Raw genomic sequence first — 15,788 nt, forward strand, 5'->3', positions numbered from 1 at the left:
AAAGCCGCGGTTCCCGCACGCGGCGCTTTCGGCTAACCGGTCGGGGCGGGCGCCGCCCGGTCGGCCGCGCGCGCCGGAACCGGAAGTCCCGAGGCCGGCCCACGACACGCGTCAGAGGTTCGCTCATGCGCAGGCTGATCCTGCTGCGCCACGCCAAGTCGGACCGTCCGCCGGGCGTCGCCGACCACGAGCGCCCGCTCAACGACCGCGGGAAACGGGCCGCCCCGGCGGTGGGCGCCCACCTCGCGCGGGAGGGCCTGCACCCGGACCTCGCCCTGGTCTCCACCGCGGCGCGAACCCGCGAGACCTGGGCGGCGATGGAGGCCGCGCTCGGCAGCCCCGAGACGCGCTGGCACTCCGAGATCTACGAGGCGCCGGCGGATCGGATCCTCGCGGTGATCCGGCAGGCGCCCGATTCCGCCGCCACGCTGATCGTGGTCGGCCACAATCCGGGCCTCGGCGACCTCGCGGCGGCGCTCGCGGGGTCGGGGCCGCGGGCGGCCCGGGACCGGCTGGCCCTGGAATTCCCGACGGCGGCCTGCGCGGTGATCGATTTCGACGGCGACCGCTGGGCGGAGATCGCGCCGGGCCGGGGGCGCCTCGACCGGTACCTGCGCCCCAGGGACATCGACCCGGAGCTCGGCGGCTGACGCCTCAGGCGACCGGTACCGCGACCGCGTGCGCCTCGACCTCCGCCTGGGTCGGCAGGGGCGAGCCCGGCACGAAGGCCTCGAAGGCCGCCCAGAAATCCTGCCGGATCGCGTCGCGCTCGGTCAGGATCTCGTGCCGGGAATCCGGCAGGACCAGGATATGGCCGGCCTTCAGCCGGGCGGCGAAGCGCTCGGTATCCGCCGTGCCGCAGACCGGGTCGGCGCCCGCCGCGACGATCAGGGTCGGCAGCCCGATCCGCGGCGCCGCCCGGGGGTCGCGCAGCCGCGCCATCGCCCGGAACGCCTCGGCGAGCCACGCGATCGTCGGGTCGCCGACCGCGCCGGCGCCGACCTGCCGGGCCGCCGCGGCGTTGCGGGCGTAGCGGACGGGGTCGCGCGACAGGCGGTTGCCCGCGTAGGGGTTGGTGGCGATCGAGACCGGCTTGCCGAACGGGATGTAGCGGCTCCCGAGGCCGAGCCGCTGCAAGCCCCGCGACAGGATCGCGGCGCCGGCCGGCCAGCGGATCATCCGGATCGACAGCATCGGCGCCAGGGTCACCAGCCGCCGGAACGGCAGCGCGCCGTCGAGGGCCGCGAGGAGGGCGACGCACCCGCCCATGGAATGCGCGAGGCCGACATGGGGCTCGGGCATCAGCGGTACCAGGATCGTCTCGGCCACCGCCCGCAGGTCGAGGCGGTACTCGTCGAACCGGGCGACGTGACCCTTGTGCGGATCGTCCACCCGCCGGTCCGATTCGCCCTGGCCGCGCCAGTCGAAGGCCACGACCGCGAACCCCCGGGCGCGCAGCTCTTGGATCGTCTCGTAGTACTTCTCGATGAACTCGGCCCGGCCCTGGAGCAGGCAGACCGTGCCGCGGCAGGTGCGCGCCGTCGTCTGCCAGTAGGCCGCCCGCAGGGTGCAGTCGTCGCGCGTGCCGACCGCGATCAGCGTGCCGCCCGGCGGGACCGGGTTGTCGGGCGTGCTGCGCAGGGTCAGGAGCGGCGGCTCGCGCCCGGTGTCACCGTCGAAGCGTCTCACTGGCCTCACCTCAGCGCCTCCGCGCATCGTCCGACGCACGCTCCGATGCCCTGTCCGACCGTAGCGAAAAAATCTCGTTTCCCGCCATCGCCGGGGGTCTTGAAGCCCGATTTTCCCCCTCCGATATCTCGTCTGTGCCGGCCGTCAGGCGGCACGAGAGACGGGTCCGGCCCATCGGGCGGACCGGAATTGCATGTTGCTCAGACGAGGATATGTCATGCGTCAGTTCGATCTCGCTCCCCTGTACCGTTCCACCGTCGGCTTCGATCGCCTGTTCTCCGCCCTCGACCAGTTCGCGAGCGCAGAGGCGGCCCCGACCTACCCGCCCTACAACATCGAGCGGACCGGCGAGAACGCCTACCGCATCACCGTCGCGGTCGCCGGCTTCACGGAGTCCGACCTGTCGATCGAGGTGCGGGAGAACGCGCTCACGCTGAAGGGCGAGCGCAAGGCCGAGGGCAAGGCGGAGTTCCTGCACCAGGGCATCGCGGCCCGGGCCTTCGAGCGCCGGTTCCAGCTCGCCGACCACGTCCAGGTGACGGGCGCGGCGCTGGAAAACGGCCTCCTCCACATCGACCTCGTCCGCGAGGTCCCGGAGGCGAAGAAGCCCCGTCGCATCGAGATCGCCTCGGCGGCGCGCCCGAGCGCCCCGGTGATCGAGGGCGACGTCCGCAAGGACGCGGTCCAGCAGGCCGCCTGATCCCGCCCCGCGCGGAACCGTCAGGTCCCGATCAGGTCCCGATCGGGTTGTTGGAGCGCCCCGGCCCCGGCCGGGGCGCTTTCTCGCATCGGCTGTCATAATGGCGTGTGGCCTTCGTGCTCTCTGTCGGATTCGACGGTGCACGGACGCGCACCCGGAGTGAACCCGACCATGGTCGCCAATCTCGCCCGCGGAGCCTACAGCGCGCTCGGAGCCGGCTGGCACAGGGGCGTGCAGTGGGGGGTCGGCGCGCCGATCGCGAAGCTGCGCCGCCGGTCGGTCCCGCTGCCGGGCGTCGAGGGTGCGAACGGAATCGGCGACGTCCTCTCGGCCGAGCGCGCGATCCGCCTGCCCGAGCCGTTCGAGGGCCGCAGCCTCGGCCGCATCGGCAGCCTGGAGGTGCGGCTGGCGACGCGGAGATCCGAGATCCGCCGGGCGCAGCGGCTGCGCTACAAGGTCTTCTACGAGGAGATGTCGGCGGCGCCCTCCGGGCTCGCCGCCCTGTCCCGCCGCGACATCGACGGCTACGACGCGGTCTGCGACCATCTCCTCGTCTTGGACCACGCGGCGGCGAAGCGGAAGAAGCCCTTCGTCGAGCCGCGCCCGAAGGTCGTCGGCACCTACCGGCTGCTGCGCGGCGAGGTGGCCGAGCGGCACGGCGGCTTCTATTCCGAGAGCGAGTACGACCTCGCGCCGCTCATGGCCGCGCAGGGGCACCGGCGGCTCCTGGAGCTCGGCCGGTCCTGCGTGCTCAAGCCCTACCGGAGCAAGCGCACCGTCGAGCTGCTGTGGCAGGGGATCTACGCCTACGTCCTGCACCACCGGATCGACGCGCTGATCGGCTGCGCCAGTCTGGAGGGCACCGATCCGGACCGGCTGGCGCTGCCGCTCGCCTTCCTGCACCACCATGCCCGCGCGCCGGAGGGCTGGCGGGCCCGGGCGCTGCCGGAGCGGGCGGTGGCGATGGACCGCCTGCCGAGGGAGGCGGTGGATGCCAAGGCCGCCCTGCAGGCGCTGCCGCCGCTGATCAAGGGCTACCTGCGCCTCGGCGCGACCTTCGGCGACGGCGCGGTGATCGACCGGCAATTCGGCACGACGGACGTGTTCGTCGCGCTGCCGGTCGAGGTGATCGGCGCGCGCTACCGGGGGCACTTCGCGCCGGCGGGGTGAGAGCGCGGCCAATCGGAGGCGAGGGCCCGGCTCGCCTTTGCGAGCGGAGCGAAGCAACCCGGGGCAGCGCGACCTCGCCGAGCGTGGCGACGCTGGATTGCTTCGCTCCGCTCGCAAGGACGGGCGCCGCGGCAGCCCCTTAAAGATCCCCCAGCGCCAGCTGACCCTGGTTGCGCGCCTTCGGCGGCGCGGCCTTGCGCTCCTTGGCCCGCGCGGAGGCGGGGCGGGCGGCCGCCGGCTTCTTGGGCTTCGGTTCGCCGCGCATCCGGGCCACCGCCTTGTCGCGGGCCACGGCCTCCGGCGCGGTGGGATCATCGGTCAGCCACTTGCCGCGCTTGATCACCTCGTTCACGCGGCCCTGGTTGACCCCGACCTTGAAGGCGATCTCCTGCTGGGTCATGCCGGTCGTGGCGTGCAGGTCCAGGATCGCCCGGGCGAGTTCCGGGGTCATCTTCTGCCCCGTCAGGCGCCGGGCCGGCTTGACCGTGCGGGTCGCGCGGTCGCGCTCGCGCAGGCGCTCCAGGAGCGCCAGCGCCATGTTCATGCCGTGCTCGCGCAGGGCTTCCTCGAACTCTTTCAGCGTCGCCATCGGCGCAATCCTCCGCCGGGCTCTCGGGCCGGGTTACTGGCCGGGGAACGTGCCGGGAACGAAGCGGTTGCGCAAGCCGATCGGGCGGGCGCCCTCCGCCCCACCGGTGGATGACACCCGTCGTCCACCGGAAATGCGCGGCCCTGGCCTCCCCCCGGCGGCTCCGCTACAGGGGGCCTACCCGTGACGGCAGACAGCGCGCAGACGATGATCAGTCCGATCCGCAGAATTGCCCCCGGCGCGACGCCCGGCTCCCTGGCGCGGGAGCTGGAAGCCGGGGCGGTGCTGCTGTTCCCGGACCTGCCCTTCCCGTTCAGCGACTTCGAGCGCCGGTTCACCGAGCGGCCCTTCGCGGACGGCAAGGCCAAGAACGTCAACATCCGCGGCGAGGCAGCGGAGCTCCGCGGCGCCGCCGGCAGCCCGGAGGAGCAGGAGGCCCTGCGCCAGCTCCTGATCCGCTACCGCGCCTTCGCCCGGGACCTGATCGGCACCTACCTGCCGGAGTATCGCGACCGGGTGAGCCTCGCCGGCACCTCCTACCGGCCCTTCGACGTCGACCGGCGCAAGCTGAGCTGGCGGCGCGACGACACGCGGCTGCACGTCGACGCCTTCCCGTCGAACCCGATCGGCGAGAAGCGGATCCTGCGGGTGTTCCGCAACATCAACCCCGCGGGCGAGCCGCGCCGCTGGCGGGTCGGCGAGGATTTCGGGTCGATGGCGCAGAAATTCCTGCCGCGGCTGCCGGGCTACTCGCCGCTCTCGGCGCGCCTGCTCGCGGCTCTGCGCATCACCAAGGCCCGGCGTTCCGAGTACGACCACCTGATGCTGCACCTGCACGACGCCCTCAAGCAGGACGAGACCTATCAGGCGTCCGCGCCGCAGGCCGACGTGGAATTCCGCCCCGGCGAGACCTGGGTGACCTTCTCGGACCTCGTGATGCACGGGGCCATGGGCGGCCGCTACATGCTGGAGCAGACCGCCTACCTGCCGGTCGCCGCCCAGGCCGACCCCGCGTTGAGCCCGCAGCGCATCCTCGCGGCCCAGCTCGGCCGCGCCCTTCGCACCTGAGACAGGGACATCACCGATGATCCTCGAAATCGCGCAGATCGAGATCAAGCCCGGCCTGGAGGCCGAGTTCGAGAAGGGCATCACCGAGGCCTCGGCGATCTTCAAGCAGGCCAAGGGCTGCCGGCACTTCGAGGTCCGGCGCTCCATCGAGCACCCGCAGCGCTACCGCCTGCTGATCCACTGGGACACGCTGGAGGCCCACACCAAGGACTTCACCGGCTCGCAGCCCTGGCAGGATTACCGCGCCCTGGTCTCCCACTGCTTCGCCGGACCGGTGGCCGTCGAGCACGCCGAGCAGGTGCTGAAGGCGTTCTGAGCGGGACCGCCGTCCACTGTTCGAAGCGTTGCGAGCCTGACCGCCGGTGCTAGGGTTCCACACGACTGGACCCGAGGCGAATCATCGGGGTTGCGGCTGGTGGGGAACAGGCTGATGGCGCGGCTCGGACGGCTCGCGGGTGCCCTGGCGCTCCTCGGAGGGATCGCGGGAAATCCGGCCCTCGCCCAGACCCCGCTCGCCCAGTCCCCGCCGACGGCCCGCACCGCGCCCCGGCCGGTCACGGCCGTCGCCGCGCCGTTCACCAGGACCTTCGTCCGGCCCGACCTCGCCAGCGCGGCGGTCCGCCTGGAGACCGCGCTCAAGGCGGAGGCCGGGGGCCCGCTCCGGCCCGCCGGCCAGTCCCGCGCCACCGGGCTGGCCCTGCTCGCGGCCGACAAGCCGGACGAGGCGCTGGCGCCGCTCACCGCCGCCGGCACGGCCGCCGACGCCGCGGCGGCGCTGGCCGCGCTCGGCGCCGCGGAGGCCGAGCAGGAATCCTGGCGGCCGGCGCTCGACGCCTACGCGGCGAGCCTCGCCCTGTCCGAGACCGATCCGGTCCGGGAGACCTACGAGACCCTGCGGGCGGAGCACGGCTTCCGCATCCTCGACTACAAGGTCGATTCCGACGCGGCCGCCCCGCGGGCCTGCTTCACCTTCTCTGACGCGATCAAGCCGAAGACCGACTACGCGCCCTTCGTCGCCGTGTCGGGCAGCAGCGCGGCCGCCGTGACCGGGGAGGGCTCCCAGGTCTGCGTCGACGGGCTCAAGCACGGCGGCCGCTACGCCATCGTGGTCCGCCAGGGCCTGCCTTCGGCCGTCGGCGAGAGCCTGCTCAAGGCCGCCGATTACGAGATCTACGTCCGCGACCGCGCGCCCCAGGTGCGCTTCACCGGGCGCAACTACGTCCTGCCCCGGACCGGGCAGGCGGGCGTGCCTCTGGTCTCGGTGAACGCGCCGAAGCTCGACGTCGAGGTGCTGCGGATCGGCGACCGCGGCCTGCTGCCGACCCTGCGCTCCGAGGATTTCCTGGGCCAGCTCAGCGGCGCCACCGCCCGGACGATCGCGTCCGAGAAGGGCCAGCGCGTCTGGAAGGGCACACTCGACACCGCCAAGGCGGAGGTGAACCAGGAGGCGGTCACCGCCTTCCCGGTGCTGCAGGCCGTGGGCAAGCTGGAGCCCGGCCTCTACGTGATGCTGGCCCGTCCCTCGGGCACGGCCGCCTCCGACGAGGAGTACGACACCCAGGCGACCCAGTGGTTCGTGGTCTCGGACCTCGGGCTCACCGCCACCAAGGGCCGGGACGGGGTCACCGTGGTCCTGCGCTCGCTCGCCTCCGCGCAGGTGATGGCGGGCGCCGAGATCCGGCTGGTCGCCCGCAACAACGAGGTGCTGGGCACGCGGACCACGGATTCGCAGGGCCACGTCGCCTTCGACCCCGGGCTCGCCCGCGGGGAGGGCGGCCTGGCGCCGAGCCTCGTCGTCGCCCAGGCGGGCGGCGATTACGGCTTCCTCGACCTCAACCTCGGCGCCTTCGACCTCACCGACCGCGGCGTGAAGGGGCGGCCCGAGACCGGCGGCCTCGACGCCTACCTGTTCCCGGAGCGCGGGGTCTACCGCACGGGCGAGACCGTCCAGCTCACCGCCCTGCTGCGCGATCCCCGCGGCGCCGCCGTGCCGGACCTGCCGCTGACCCTGGTGGTCAAGCGGCCGGACGGCGTCGAGTACCGGCGCGTCTCGGTGCCCGACCAGGGACTCGGCGGCCGCGCCCTGCCGCTGCCGCTCCTGTCGGGGGCGATGCACGGCACGTGGCGGGTCTCCGCCTACACGGACCCGAAGGCGCCCGCGATCGGCGAGACCAGCTTCCTCGTGGAGGATTACGTCCCCGAGCGACTGGAGGTGACCCTCAAGGCCCGGCAGGCGGCCCTGAACCGGGGCGAGGCCGCGCAGGTCGACGTCGCCGCCCGCTACCTCTACGGCGCCCCGGGCGCCGATCTCGACGTGTCGGGCAGCGTGACCGTGCAGGCGGCCGCGACGAGCGGCATCAAGGGGCTGGAGACTTATTCCATCGGTCTCGACGACGAGGCGGTCGAGCCGGCGACCCAGGAACTGCAGGACCACGCCACCACGAGCGCGCAGGGCGCGGCCACCGTCACGGTGCCGGTGCCGCAGGTCGCGGCGCCGCGGGCGCTGGAGGCGAAGATCACGCTGGCGGTCGGCGAGCCCGGCGGCCGGGCGCTGTCGCGCAGCCTGACCCTGCCGATCCTCCCGGCCGGCCCGGTCCTCGCCCTGCGCAAGGGCTTCACCGACCTGAAGGAGGGCGGGATCGCGGGCTTCGACGCGGTGTTCGCGCGCCCCGACGGGGCGCTCCTCGCCCGGCCGGGCGTGAGCTGGACCCTGTCGCGGATCGACTCCTCCTACCAGTGGTACCGGGCGGACGGGCGCTGGTCGTTCGAGGCGGTGAAGTCCGCCCGGCGCGTCGCCAGCGGCACGGTCGACCTCACGGCCGCCGGCCCGAGCCGGATCGAGGCGCCGGTGGGTCTCGGCCGCTACCGGCTGGAGGTCTCGGCCGCGGGCGCCCCGGAGGCGACCGCGAGCCTCGGCTTCGAGGTGGGCTGGGGCGGCTCCGAGACCGCGGAGGCGCCCGACCTCCTCGACCTGACCCTCGACAAGGCCGCCTACGCGGCCGGCGACACCCTGCGGGCCAAGCTCAGCCCGAAGTTCAAGGGTCAGGCCAGCCTGATGGTCGTCAGCGACCGCGTGCACCAGACCCTCGAGGTCAGCGTGCCCGAGGGCGGCACCACGGTCAGCATCCCGGTGAAGGCCGAGTGGGGCGCCGGCGCCTACCTGGTGGCCACCGCCTACCGGCCCCTCGACCAGGCGGCCAAGCGCCTGCCGGGCCGGGCGCTGGGTCTGGCGTGGTTCTCGGTGGACCGGGAGCGGCGCAGCCTCGGCGTCGCCCTGAAGGCGCCGGAGCGGGCGCGCCCGCGCCAGGACCTGACCCTGCCGGTCCAGCTCACGGGCCTGAAGGCCGGAGAGCCGGCGCGGATCACCGTGGCGCTGGTCGATGTCGGCATCCTCAACCTGACCCGCTACGCGGCGCCGGACCCGACCCAGTACTTCCTCGGCCAGCGGGCGCTCGGGCCGGAGGTCCGCGACCTCTACGGCTACCTGATCGACGGCATGCAGGGCTCGGCCGGGGCGATCCGCTCCGGCGGCGACGCGGGCGGCGGCGAGCTCGCCGATTCCCCGCCGACCCAGGCGCCGCTGGCGCTCTATTCCGGCGTCGTGACCGTGGGGCCGGACGGCGCGGCCAGCGTCACCTTCCCGATCCCGGCCTTCAACGGCACCGGCCGCGTCATGGTCACAGCCTGGAGCGGCGACCGGGTCGGGCAGGCGCAGGCCGACGTGATCATCCGCGACCCGGTCGTGGTCAGCGCCACGCTGCCGCGCTTCCTCGACACCGGCGACCGATCGCGCCTGTTCGTGGCCCTCGACAACGTCGAGGGGCAGGCGGGCGAGTACACGGTCGACCTGAGCCCGACCGGCCCGGTCGTGGTCGGCGCCAGCGCGCTGCGCCAGACGCTGCGGCTGGAGGCCGGCGCCAAGGGCCAGTTCGCGATCCCCCTCACCGCCGCCGGACCCGGCACGGCCCGGCTCGACCTCGCCCTGTCGGGGCCCGGCCTTCCGGCCGCCCTCAATCAGAGCTTCGCCCTCGGGATCTCGCCGGGGACGGGCGCCCTGCTGCGCCGCTCGGTGCGCAGCCTCGCGCCCGGGGCGAACCTGACGCTGACCTCGGACCTCCTCGCCGACCTGCAGCCCGGCACCGGCAGCGTCTCGCTCTCGGCCACGGCCCTCCCCGGGGTCGACGTGGCGGCCCTGCTCCGGGCGCTCGACCGCTACCCCTACGGCTGCTCCGAGCAGGTGGTGAGCCGGGCGATGCCGCTGCTCTACGTCAACAAGCTCGCGGCGCTGGAGAAGCTCGCCCTCGACAACGGCGCCGACGAAAGGGTGCGCGAGTCGATCGAGCGCCTGCTCGCCCGCCAGGATTCGAGCGGCGATTTCGGCCTGTGGTCGGCGCAGGGATCGAGCGACCTCTGGCTCGACGCCTACGTGACCGACTTCCTGACCCGCGCCCGCGAGCGCAACTTCGCGGTGCCGCAGAAGGCCTTCGCCCAGGCCCTCGACTACCTGCGCAACGCGGTGGCCAACGCCACCGAGGTGCGGGGCGGCGGCGCCGACCTCGCCTACGCGGCCTACGTGCTCGCCCGGAACGGCCGGCCGGTGATGGGCGACCTGCGCTACCTCGCCGACACCAAGATCGGCGACTTCTCCTCCGCCCTCGGGCGCGCGCAGCTCGCCGCCGCCCTGGCGCTGCTCGGCGACCGCGGCCGGGCCGCCAAGGCGATGGAATCGGCGCTGACCGTGCTGCGGACCGACCGCGACAAGGGTGTCTACCGCGCCGATTACGGCTCCCGCCTGCGCGACGGGGCCGGGCTCATCACCCTGGCCGCCGAGAGCGGGCTGGCGCAGGGGGCGCTGGGCCCCGCGGCTTCCGCGCTCGGCGAGGAGCAGCAGGCCGAGCGGGCGACGAGCACGCAGGAGAATGCCTGGCTGGTGCTCGCCGCCGAGAGCCTGTCGAACGAGGCGGGCGCCCTCTCGTTCACCCTGGACGGCGCCCCGCAGACCGGCCTGCTGGCCCGGGTCTACCGGGGGACGGCCCTGGTCGACCGGGGCGTTCAGCTCACCAATACCGGCCGCAGCCCCGTGCAGGTGGCCGTGACCGTCAACGGCAGCCCCCTGGTGCCGGAGCCGGCGGCCCAGCAGGGCTACACGATCGAGCGCAGCTTCCGGCGGCTGGACGGCAGCGTCGTCGACCCGGCGGGCGGCCTGCGCCAGAACGACCGGCTCGTGGTGGTGCTCAAGGTTACGGAGGCCAAGGCGGAGGCCGCGCGGCTCCTGCTGGTCGATCCGCTGCCGGCGGGGCTGGAGATCGACAACCCGAAGCTCCTCGATTCCGACGCGCTCCAGGGGCTCGCCTTCGCCAAGTCCGACGTGCAGCCGGTCCACACCGAGTTCCGCGACGACCGGTTCGTGGCGGCCTACGACCGCGACCCGAGCCAGTCGGCCTTCTTCACCGTGGCCTACACGGTGCGGGCGGTCTCCCCCGGGACCTACGTGCATCCCGGCGCCACCGTGGAGGACATGTACCGGCCGGCCCGGTTCGGCCGGACCGCCTCGGGCAGCGTGACGGTCGGGGCGGCCAAGTAGGGCGGGCGTTCGGACGCTTCGATCGAGGTGGCTTCGCCGCCATCGCGAGCGCAGCGAAGCGACCCAGGGTGGCGCGCCATCGGTGAGCGTAGCGCCGCCCTGGATCGCTTCGCTCCGCTCGCAAGGACGCGGTGTTGAACACAGCATCCGGCCTCAGCCTCGAACGCGACGGCGCAACCCGGCGGGCCGGGCCGCTGCGTTGCGGCAGGCACATGGTGCGTTGCGGAACCCCCGCGAGCGCCCACCCATTGCCATGGGGTCCCGTTCGGAACCCGTGGAGCGATGCCCGATGCCGGACCTCGACGCGCTCGCCGGCTCCGCAGCCCGCGCGCTGGCCTACCTGCCGTGGTGGGCCGAGAGCCTGATCCTCATCGTCGCCTGCTGCGCCGTGGTGATGCCCCTGCACGGGGTCGTGTATCGAGCGATGAAGCGGGCGGTGGCGGGCAAGAGCCTGTTCTGGCGCTCGCTGGTCTCGCGCACCCGCGGGCCGAGCCGCCTCGGCCTGATCGTGGTGGCGATCAGCCTCGCCTCGACCACCGTGCACCTGTCCTGGGAGGTGCGGATCGCCCTCAACCAGATCCTGCTGGTGGCGTTCGTGACGCTGACCGGCTGGTGCTGCGCCACCGCGCTCCACATCGCCACGGTGATCTACCTGCGCCGGTTCAAGCTCGACGCCGAGGACAACCTCCTGGCGCGCAAGCACTTCACCCAGATGCGCATCCTGGAGCGGGCCGGCGTCACGCTGGTGGCGCTCGTGACCCTGTCGGTGGCGCTGATGACCTTCGAGCCGGTGCGCCAGTACGGTGTCAGCCTGCTGGCCTCGGCGGGCGCGGCGGGCCTCGTCCTCGGGCTGGCCATGCAGCCGGTCCTGTCGAACCTCGTGGCCGGCATCCAGATCGCCATCACCCAGCCGATCCGGATCGAGGACGCGATCATCGTCGAGAACGAGTGGGGCTGGGTGGAGGAGATCACCGCCACCTACGTGGTGGTCCGCCTCTGGGACTGGCGCCGGCTGGTCCTGCCGCTGACCTACTTCATCCAGAAGCCGTTCCAGAACTGGACCCGCGACGGCGCCTCGCTGATCGGCAGCGTGTTCGTCTACGTCGACCACCGGGCGCCCGTCGCGGCGATGCGCGAGAAGCTCGTGGAGATCGCCAGGTCCGCCCCCTTGTGGGACGGCAAGGTGGTGAACCTGCAGGTCTCGGACGCGAAGGAATCGACGATCGAGATCCGGATGCTGGTCAGCGCCCGCAACGCGCCCCAGGCCTGGGACCTGCGCTGCGCGGTCCGCGAGGCGATGATCACGTGGCTCCAGGCCGAGCACCCGGAGGCCCTGCCGCGGCACCGGACGGAATGGGTCGGCGCCGAGGAGCCGGCCCTGCGCCGGGCGGAGGCGCGGCGGTTCGCGGCGTGAGCCGCACCGTCGTGGCGGGCAGCCCTCGCAGGGACGGCAGGTTTCCCGTCCACGCCCTCATCCTGAGGTGCCGAAGCGCAGCGGAGGCCTCGAAGGAGCCCTCCAGATAGAATTGCGATCCCTGGAGCCCTCCTTCGAGGCCCGCTGACGCGGGCACCTCAGGATGAGGGCGGGCATGGGAGAGATCGAGGCCGGATGGTTCTCAGTCGTCGGCGCCGGCGTAGAAGCTCTCCACGCCGATGCCCTCCTCCTGCATCATCCGGGCGCGGGCGCGCAGCTTCTCGGTCTCGCTCTTGAGCTGGCCGCAGGCCGCCAGGATGTCCCGGCCGCGGGGCGTGCGCACCGGCGAGGCGTAGCCGGCGTTGAACACGATCTCGGAGAAGCGCTCGATCCGATCCCAGTCGGAGCACTCGTAGCGGCTGCCCGGCCAGGGGTTGAACGGGATCAGGTTGATCTTGGCCGGGATGCCCTTGAGCAAGCGCACCAGCTCCCGCGCATCCGCGTCCGAGTCGTTGACGCCCTTCAGCATCACGTACTCGAAGGTGATCCGGCGGGCGTTGCTCAGGCCCGGATAGGCCCGGCAGGCGGCGAGCAGCTCGGCGATCGGGTATTTCCGGTTGAGCGGCACCAGCTCGTCGCGCAGGTCGTCGCGCACGGCGTGGAGCGAGATCGCCAGCATGGCGTTGGCCTGCTCGCCGAGCCGCGGGATCTGCGGCACGACCCCCGAGGTCGAGACCGTGATCCGCCGCCGGGACAGGCCGAGGCCCTCCTGGTCGGACATCACGCCGACCGCGTCGACCACGGCGTCGAGATTGTAGAGCGGCTCGCCCATGCCCATGAACACGATGTTGGTCACGAGCCGGCCGACCTCGCCGGCGCCGCCCGCGTCGCGGCTCGGCATCTGGCCGGGCCAGTCGCCGAGCTCGTCCCGGGCGGTGACGAGCTGCTGGACGATCTCGGCGGCCGAGAGGTTGCGCACGAGGCGCTGCGTGCCGGTGTGGCAGAACGAGCAGGTCAGGGTGCAGCCGACCTGGGAGGACACGCAGAGCGTGCCCCGGTCCGGGCCGGGAATGTAGACGCACTCGATCTCGGCGCCGCGATTGTGCTCCTGCCGGTTGGTCGGCGCCATGCGCAGCAGCCACTTGCGGGTGCCGTCGCGGGAGACCTGCCGGCTCGCCACCTCGGGCCGCTCCAGGGTGAAGTGCTCCGCGAGCTGCGCCTTCAGCGCCTTGCCGACATTGGTCATCTCGGAGAAGTCGGACGCCCCGCGGAAATTGACCCAGTGCCAGACCTGGCCGGCGCGCATCCGGCTCTCGCGCTCGGGCACGCCCATGCCGACGAGCTGCGCCTTGAGGGCGTCGCGGGTCAGGCCGACCAGCGACGGGCGGCGGCCGGGCAGCGCCTCGGGGAGGAGATCCGGCGCCTTCTCGATCGCGGCATCGGCCGCGCGGGCGCTGTCGAGCGACGGCGTCGCCATGGCGTTCAAACAATCCATACGTTGGAAAGGGTCTGATATAGGCGATCGCGGCGGCGAATGCGAATGCGCGCCGCCCACAGGGGCCCTGACGGAGAGCCATGGCGACCGACACCCGAGCCGGGCAGGCGATCTACAACCTGCGGACGCTGCAGCTCTACGACCTCGTCGTGCTGCGCCTGTCGAACCCGCTGATCTGGCGCTGCCCGACGGCGCGGATCCTGGACCTCTACGACCGGCACGTCGGCCTCGCGCATCTCGACGTCGGGGTCGGGACCGGCTGGTACCTCGACCGGTGCCGGTTCCCCAACCCGGCGCCGCGGGTCGGCCTGATGGACCTCAACGCCGACAGCCTCGCCTTCGCGGCCGACCGGATCGCGCGCTACCGGCCCGAGACCTACCGGGTCGACGTGCTCGCCGCCCCGGCCAGCGGCATCGCGCCGTTCGACTCGATCGGGATGACCTACCTGCTGCACTGCCTGCCGGGCGACATCGCCGCGAAGGCGAAGGCCTTCGACACGGTGCGGCCGTGCCTGGCCGACGGCGGCGTGGTGTTCGGCGCCACGATCCTGTCGGGCGGCGTCCCGACCACGGGTGCGGCGCGGGCGCTGATGCGGGTCTACAACCGCAAGGGAGTGTTCTCGAACGCCGCCGACACGCTGCCGGACCTGCGCGCGGCGCTGGACCGGCGCTTCCGGTCGGTGGAGATCACGGTCGTCGGCTGCGTCGCCCTGTTCGTGGCGCGGGAGCCGCGCTGATCCGGCCCCCGTCCTTGCGAGCGCAGCGAAGCCATCCAGGGTGGCGCGAGGTCGGCGGATGTGGCGCCGCCGGGTTGCTTCGCTCCGCTCACAAAGACGGCGCCACGAAAAAGGGCGCCCGCAGGCGCCCTCATCCAACGTGCCAAGTCCCGAAACAATCAGGCGGCGGCGGTCTTCACCGGCACGCCCTTCTCGGCGAGGAAGGTCTGCAGCTCGCCCGACTGGAACATCTCGCGGGTGATGTCGCAGCCGCCGACGAACTCGCCCTTCACGTAGATCTGCGGGATGGTCGGCCAGTTCGAGAAGGCCTTGATGCCCTCGCGGATCTCCTGGTCGGCCAGGACGTTCACGCCCTTGAACGGCACGCCGAGGTAGTTGAGGATCTGCACCACCTGCCCGGAGAAGCCGCATTGCGGCATCTGCGGCGTGCCCTTCATGAACACCACCACGTCCTGGGAGGCGATCTCGTTCTGGATGGTCGTGTTTGCGTCGGTCATATGATTCACTCTCGTCAGTTCATATGGGATTGTATGTGAGGCCACGACCCGTCGCGTGAAAGGGCCGCTCGCTCAGCGTTCGACGGTTCCTACAATCGCATGCAGGACGCCGTCGAGGTCGAAGCGACTCGTCAGTAATGCCTCGGGGGGAACTGGGCAGGTGGACGGTAGGTCCGGCAGGAGTTCCTGGCCGTAGACGAGCAGATTGGCTTCGGCGTTTGTTCGCGCGATGGCCCAGATTTGATCCCAGCACAGGCGCCGGCGCATCGATGGCTCGAAACGCAGATACGCCGCCTGCTGAAACGTCAAGGTTTCCTGTCGCCAATGCGAGATCGCAGGCGCGATCGGTGCCGAGGCCTGCTTAAGCAGGTGGGTGAGCACCTGAATCAGAAGGCTTTCAACCGCCCGGACCTGAGACCGCCCCACGCTCTCGATCTCCTCGGCAACGTTCTCCCAATCAACCGCGTTCGACAGCTCAGGCCGCTCGGCCAGCGCGCGCAGTGCCGCTGCCTGCTCCTCGGCCCAGGTCACGATGTCGTCGTCGTAAAGACTCGGTCGATCCATCGGGAGCGCTCCCGTGAGAAGGCTCAATCCTGCGGGACGCCCGTGGTCAACGCAAGGGCGTGGAGCACGCCGCCCATCCGGCCCTGGAGGGCGCCGTAGACCATCTGGTGCTGGGCCACCCGGGTCTTGCCCTTGAAGGCCGACGACAGGACGGTGGCGGCGTAGTGGTCGCCGTCGCCCGCGAGGTCGCGGATCTCCACCTGCGCGTCCGGCAGGGCCTCGCGGATCATGCGCTCGATCTCGCCCGCATCCATCGGCATCGGGAAACTCCTGGGCTTGAA

The 15,788-nt window shown here is 72.4% G+C and carries 14 protein-coding genes; 8 read left to right on the plus strand and 6 right to left on the minus strand.

Annotated elements, in window-relative coordinates:
• Window positions 1-125 precede the first annotated feature (125 nt).
• Window positions 126-650 (plus strand): SixA phosphatase family protein, encoded by a 525-nt coding sequence (locus tag MOTC310_RS21925; RefSeq protein ID WP_331303280.1) that lies wholly within the window; start codon window positions 126-128, stop codon window positions 648-650.
• A 4-nt stretch (window positions 651-654) separates the two neighbouring features.
• Here MOTC310_RS21925 and MOTC310_RS21930 read toward each other — a convergent pair whose 3' ends face one another.
• Entirely contained in the window at window positions 655-1,689 is a 1,035-nt protein-coding gene (locus tag MOTC310_RS21930; RefSeq protein ID WP_331291242.1) for an alpha/beta hydrolase, read from the minus strand.
• Between the two features lie 217 nt (window positions 1,690-1,906).
• Here MOTC310_RS21930 and MOTC310_RS21935 point away from each other — a divergent pair, with 217 nt between their 5' ends.
• Both MOTC310_RS21935 and olsB read left to right on the plus strand, forming a co-directional pair.
• Window positions 1,907-2,389, plus strand: coding sequence for an Hsp20 family protein (locus MOTC310_RS21935; RefSeq protein WP_012318116.1), 483 nt, complete (start codon window positions 1,907-1,909; stop codon window positions 2,387-2,389).
• A gap of 171 nt (window positions 2,390-2,560) precedes the next feature.
• Entirely contained in the window at window positions 2,561-3,559 is a 999-nt protein-coding gene (olsB, locus tag MOTC310_RS21940; protein WP_331303386.1) for a l-ornithine N(alpha)-acyltransferase, read from the plus strand.
• 139 nt (window positions 3,560-3,698) lie between these two features.
• Here olsB and MOTC310_RS21945 read toward each other — a convergent pair whose 3' ends face one another.
• Entirely contained in the window at window positions 3,699-4,148 is a 450-nt protein-coding gene (locus MOTC310_RS21945; RefSeq protein ID WP_331303281.1) for an RNA polymerase subunit sigma-70, read from the minus strand.
• 207 nt (window positions 4,149-4,355) lie between these two features.
• Between MOTC310_RS21945 and MOTC310_RS21950 the strand changes: the two genes are divergently transcribed.
• The 4 genes from MOTC310_RS21950 to MOTC310_RS21965 all read left to right on the plus strand — a co-directional run bounded on the left by MOTC310_RS21950 (window position 4,356) and on the right by MOTC310_RS21965 (window position 12,214).
• The gene (locus MOTC310_RS21950) at window positions 4,356-5,216 is read left to right on the plus strand and encodes a Kdo hydroxylase KdoO (RefSeq protein ID WP_331291244.1); all 861 of its coding nucleotides are present in this window, start codon (window positions 4,356-4,358) and stop codon (window positions 5,214-5,216) included.
• 16 nt (window positions 5,217-5,232) lie between these two features.
• Window positions 5,233-5,532: an antibiotic biosynthesis monooxygenase family protein gene (locus MOTC310_RS21955; protein ID WP_010685588.1), complete on the plus strand. Its 300-nt coding sequence runs from the start codon at window positions 5,233-5,235 to the stop codon at window positions 5,530-5,532.
• 114 nt (window positions 5,533-5,646) lie between these two features.
• Window positions 5,647-10,800, plus strand: coding sequence for an alpha-2-macroglobulin family protein (locus MOTC310_RS21960; protein WP_331303282.1), 5,154 nt, complete (start codon window positions 5,647-5,649; stop codon window positions 10,798-10,800).
• Between the two features lie 289 nt (window positions 10,801-11,089).
• A complete protein-coding gene (locus tag MOTC310_RS21965) occupies window positions 11,090-12,214 on the plus strand; it encodes a mechanosensitive ion channel family protein (RefSeq protein WP_331303283.1) in 1,125 nt (374 codons plus the stop codon).
• Between the two features lie 202 nt (window positions 12,215-12,416).
• Here the strand turns inward: MOTC310_RS21965 and rlmN are convergent, their stop codons facing one another.
• Entirely contained in the window at window positions 12,417-13,691 is a 1,275-nt protein-coding gene (rlmN, locus tag MOTC310_RS21970) for a dual-specificity RNA methyltransferase RlmN (protein WP_331303284.1), read from the minus strand.
• A 98-nt stretch (window positions 13,692-13,789) separates the two neighbouring features.
• On the opposite strand from rlmN, the gene MOTC310_RS21975 reads away from it, so the two are divergent.
• A complete protein-coding gene (locus tag MOTC310_RS21975; RefSeq protein ID WP_331303285.1) occupies window positions 13,790-14,446 on the plus strand; it encodes a class I SAM-dependent methyltransferase in 657 nt (218 codons plus the stop codon).
• Window positions 14,447-14,604: 158 nt separating this feature from the next.
• Here MOTC310_RS21975 and grxD read toward each other — a convergent pair whose 3' ends face one another.
• From grxD to MOTC310_RS21990, 3 genes are all read right to left on the minus strand, one after another.
• Entirely contained in the window at window positions 14,605-14,943 is a 339-nt protein-coding gene (grxD, locus tag MOTC310_RS21980; RefSeq protein WP_331291251.1) for a Grx4 family monothiol glutaredoxin, read from the minus strand.
• Window positions 14,944-15,015: 72 nt separating this feature from the next.
• Window positions 15,016-15,507 (minus strand): DUF29 domain-containing protein, encoded by a 492-nt coding sequence (locus tag MOTC310_RS21985; RefSeq protein WP_331303286.1) that lies wholly within the window; start codon window positions 15,505-15,507, stop codon window positions 15,016-15,018.
• A 23-nt stretch (window positions 15,508-15,530) separates the two neighbouring features.
• The gene (locus MOTC310_RS21990) at window positions 15,531-15,767 is read right to left on the minus strand and encodes a BolA family protein (RefSeq protein ID WP_243972339.1); all 237 of its coding nucleotides are present in this window, start codon (window positions 15,765-15,767) and stop codon (window positions 15,531-15,533) included.
• Window positions 15,768-15,788 lie beyond the last annotated feature (21 nt).

Source organism: Methylobacterium oryzae (assembly GCF_036441375.1).
GTDB classification, from domain to species: domain Bacteria; phylum Pseudomonadota; class Alphaproteobacteria; order Rhizobiales; family Beijerinckiaceae; genus Methylobacterium; species Methylobacterium oryzae_A.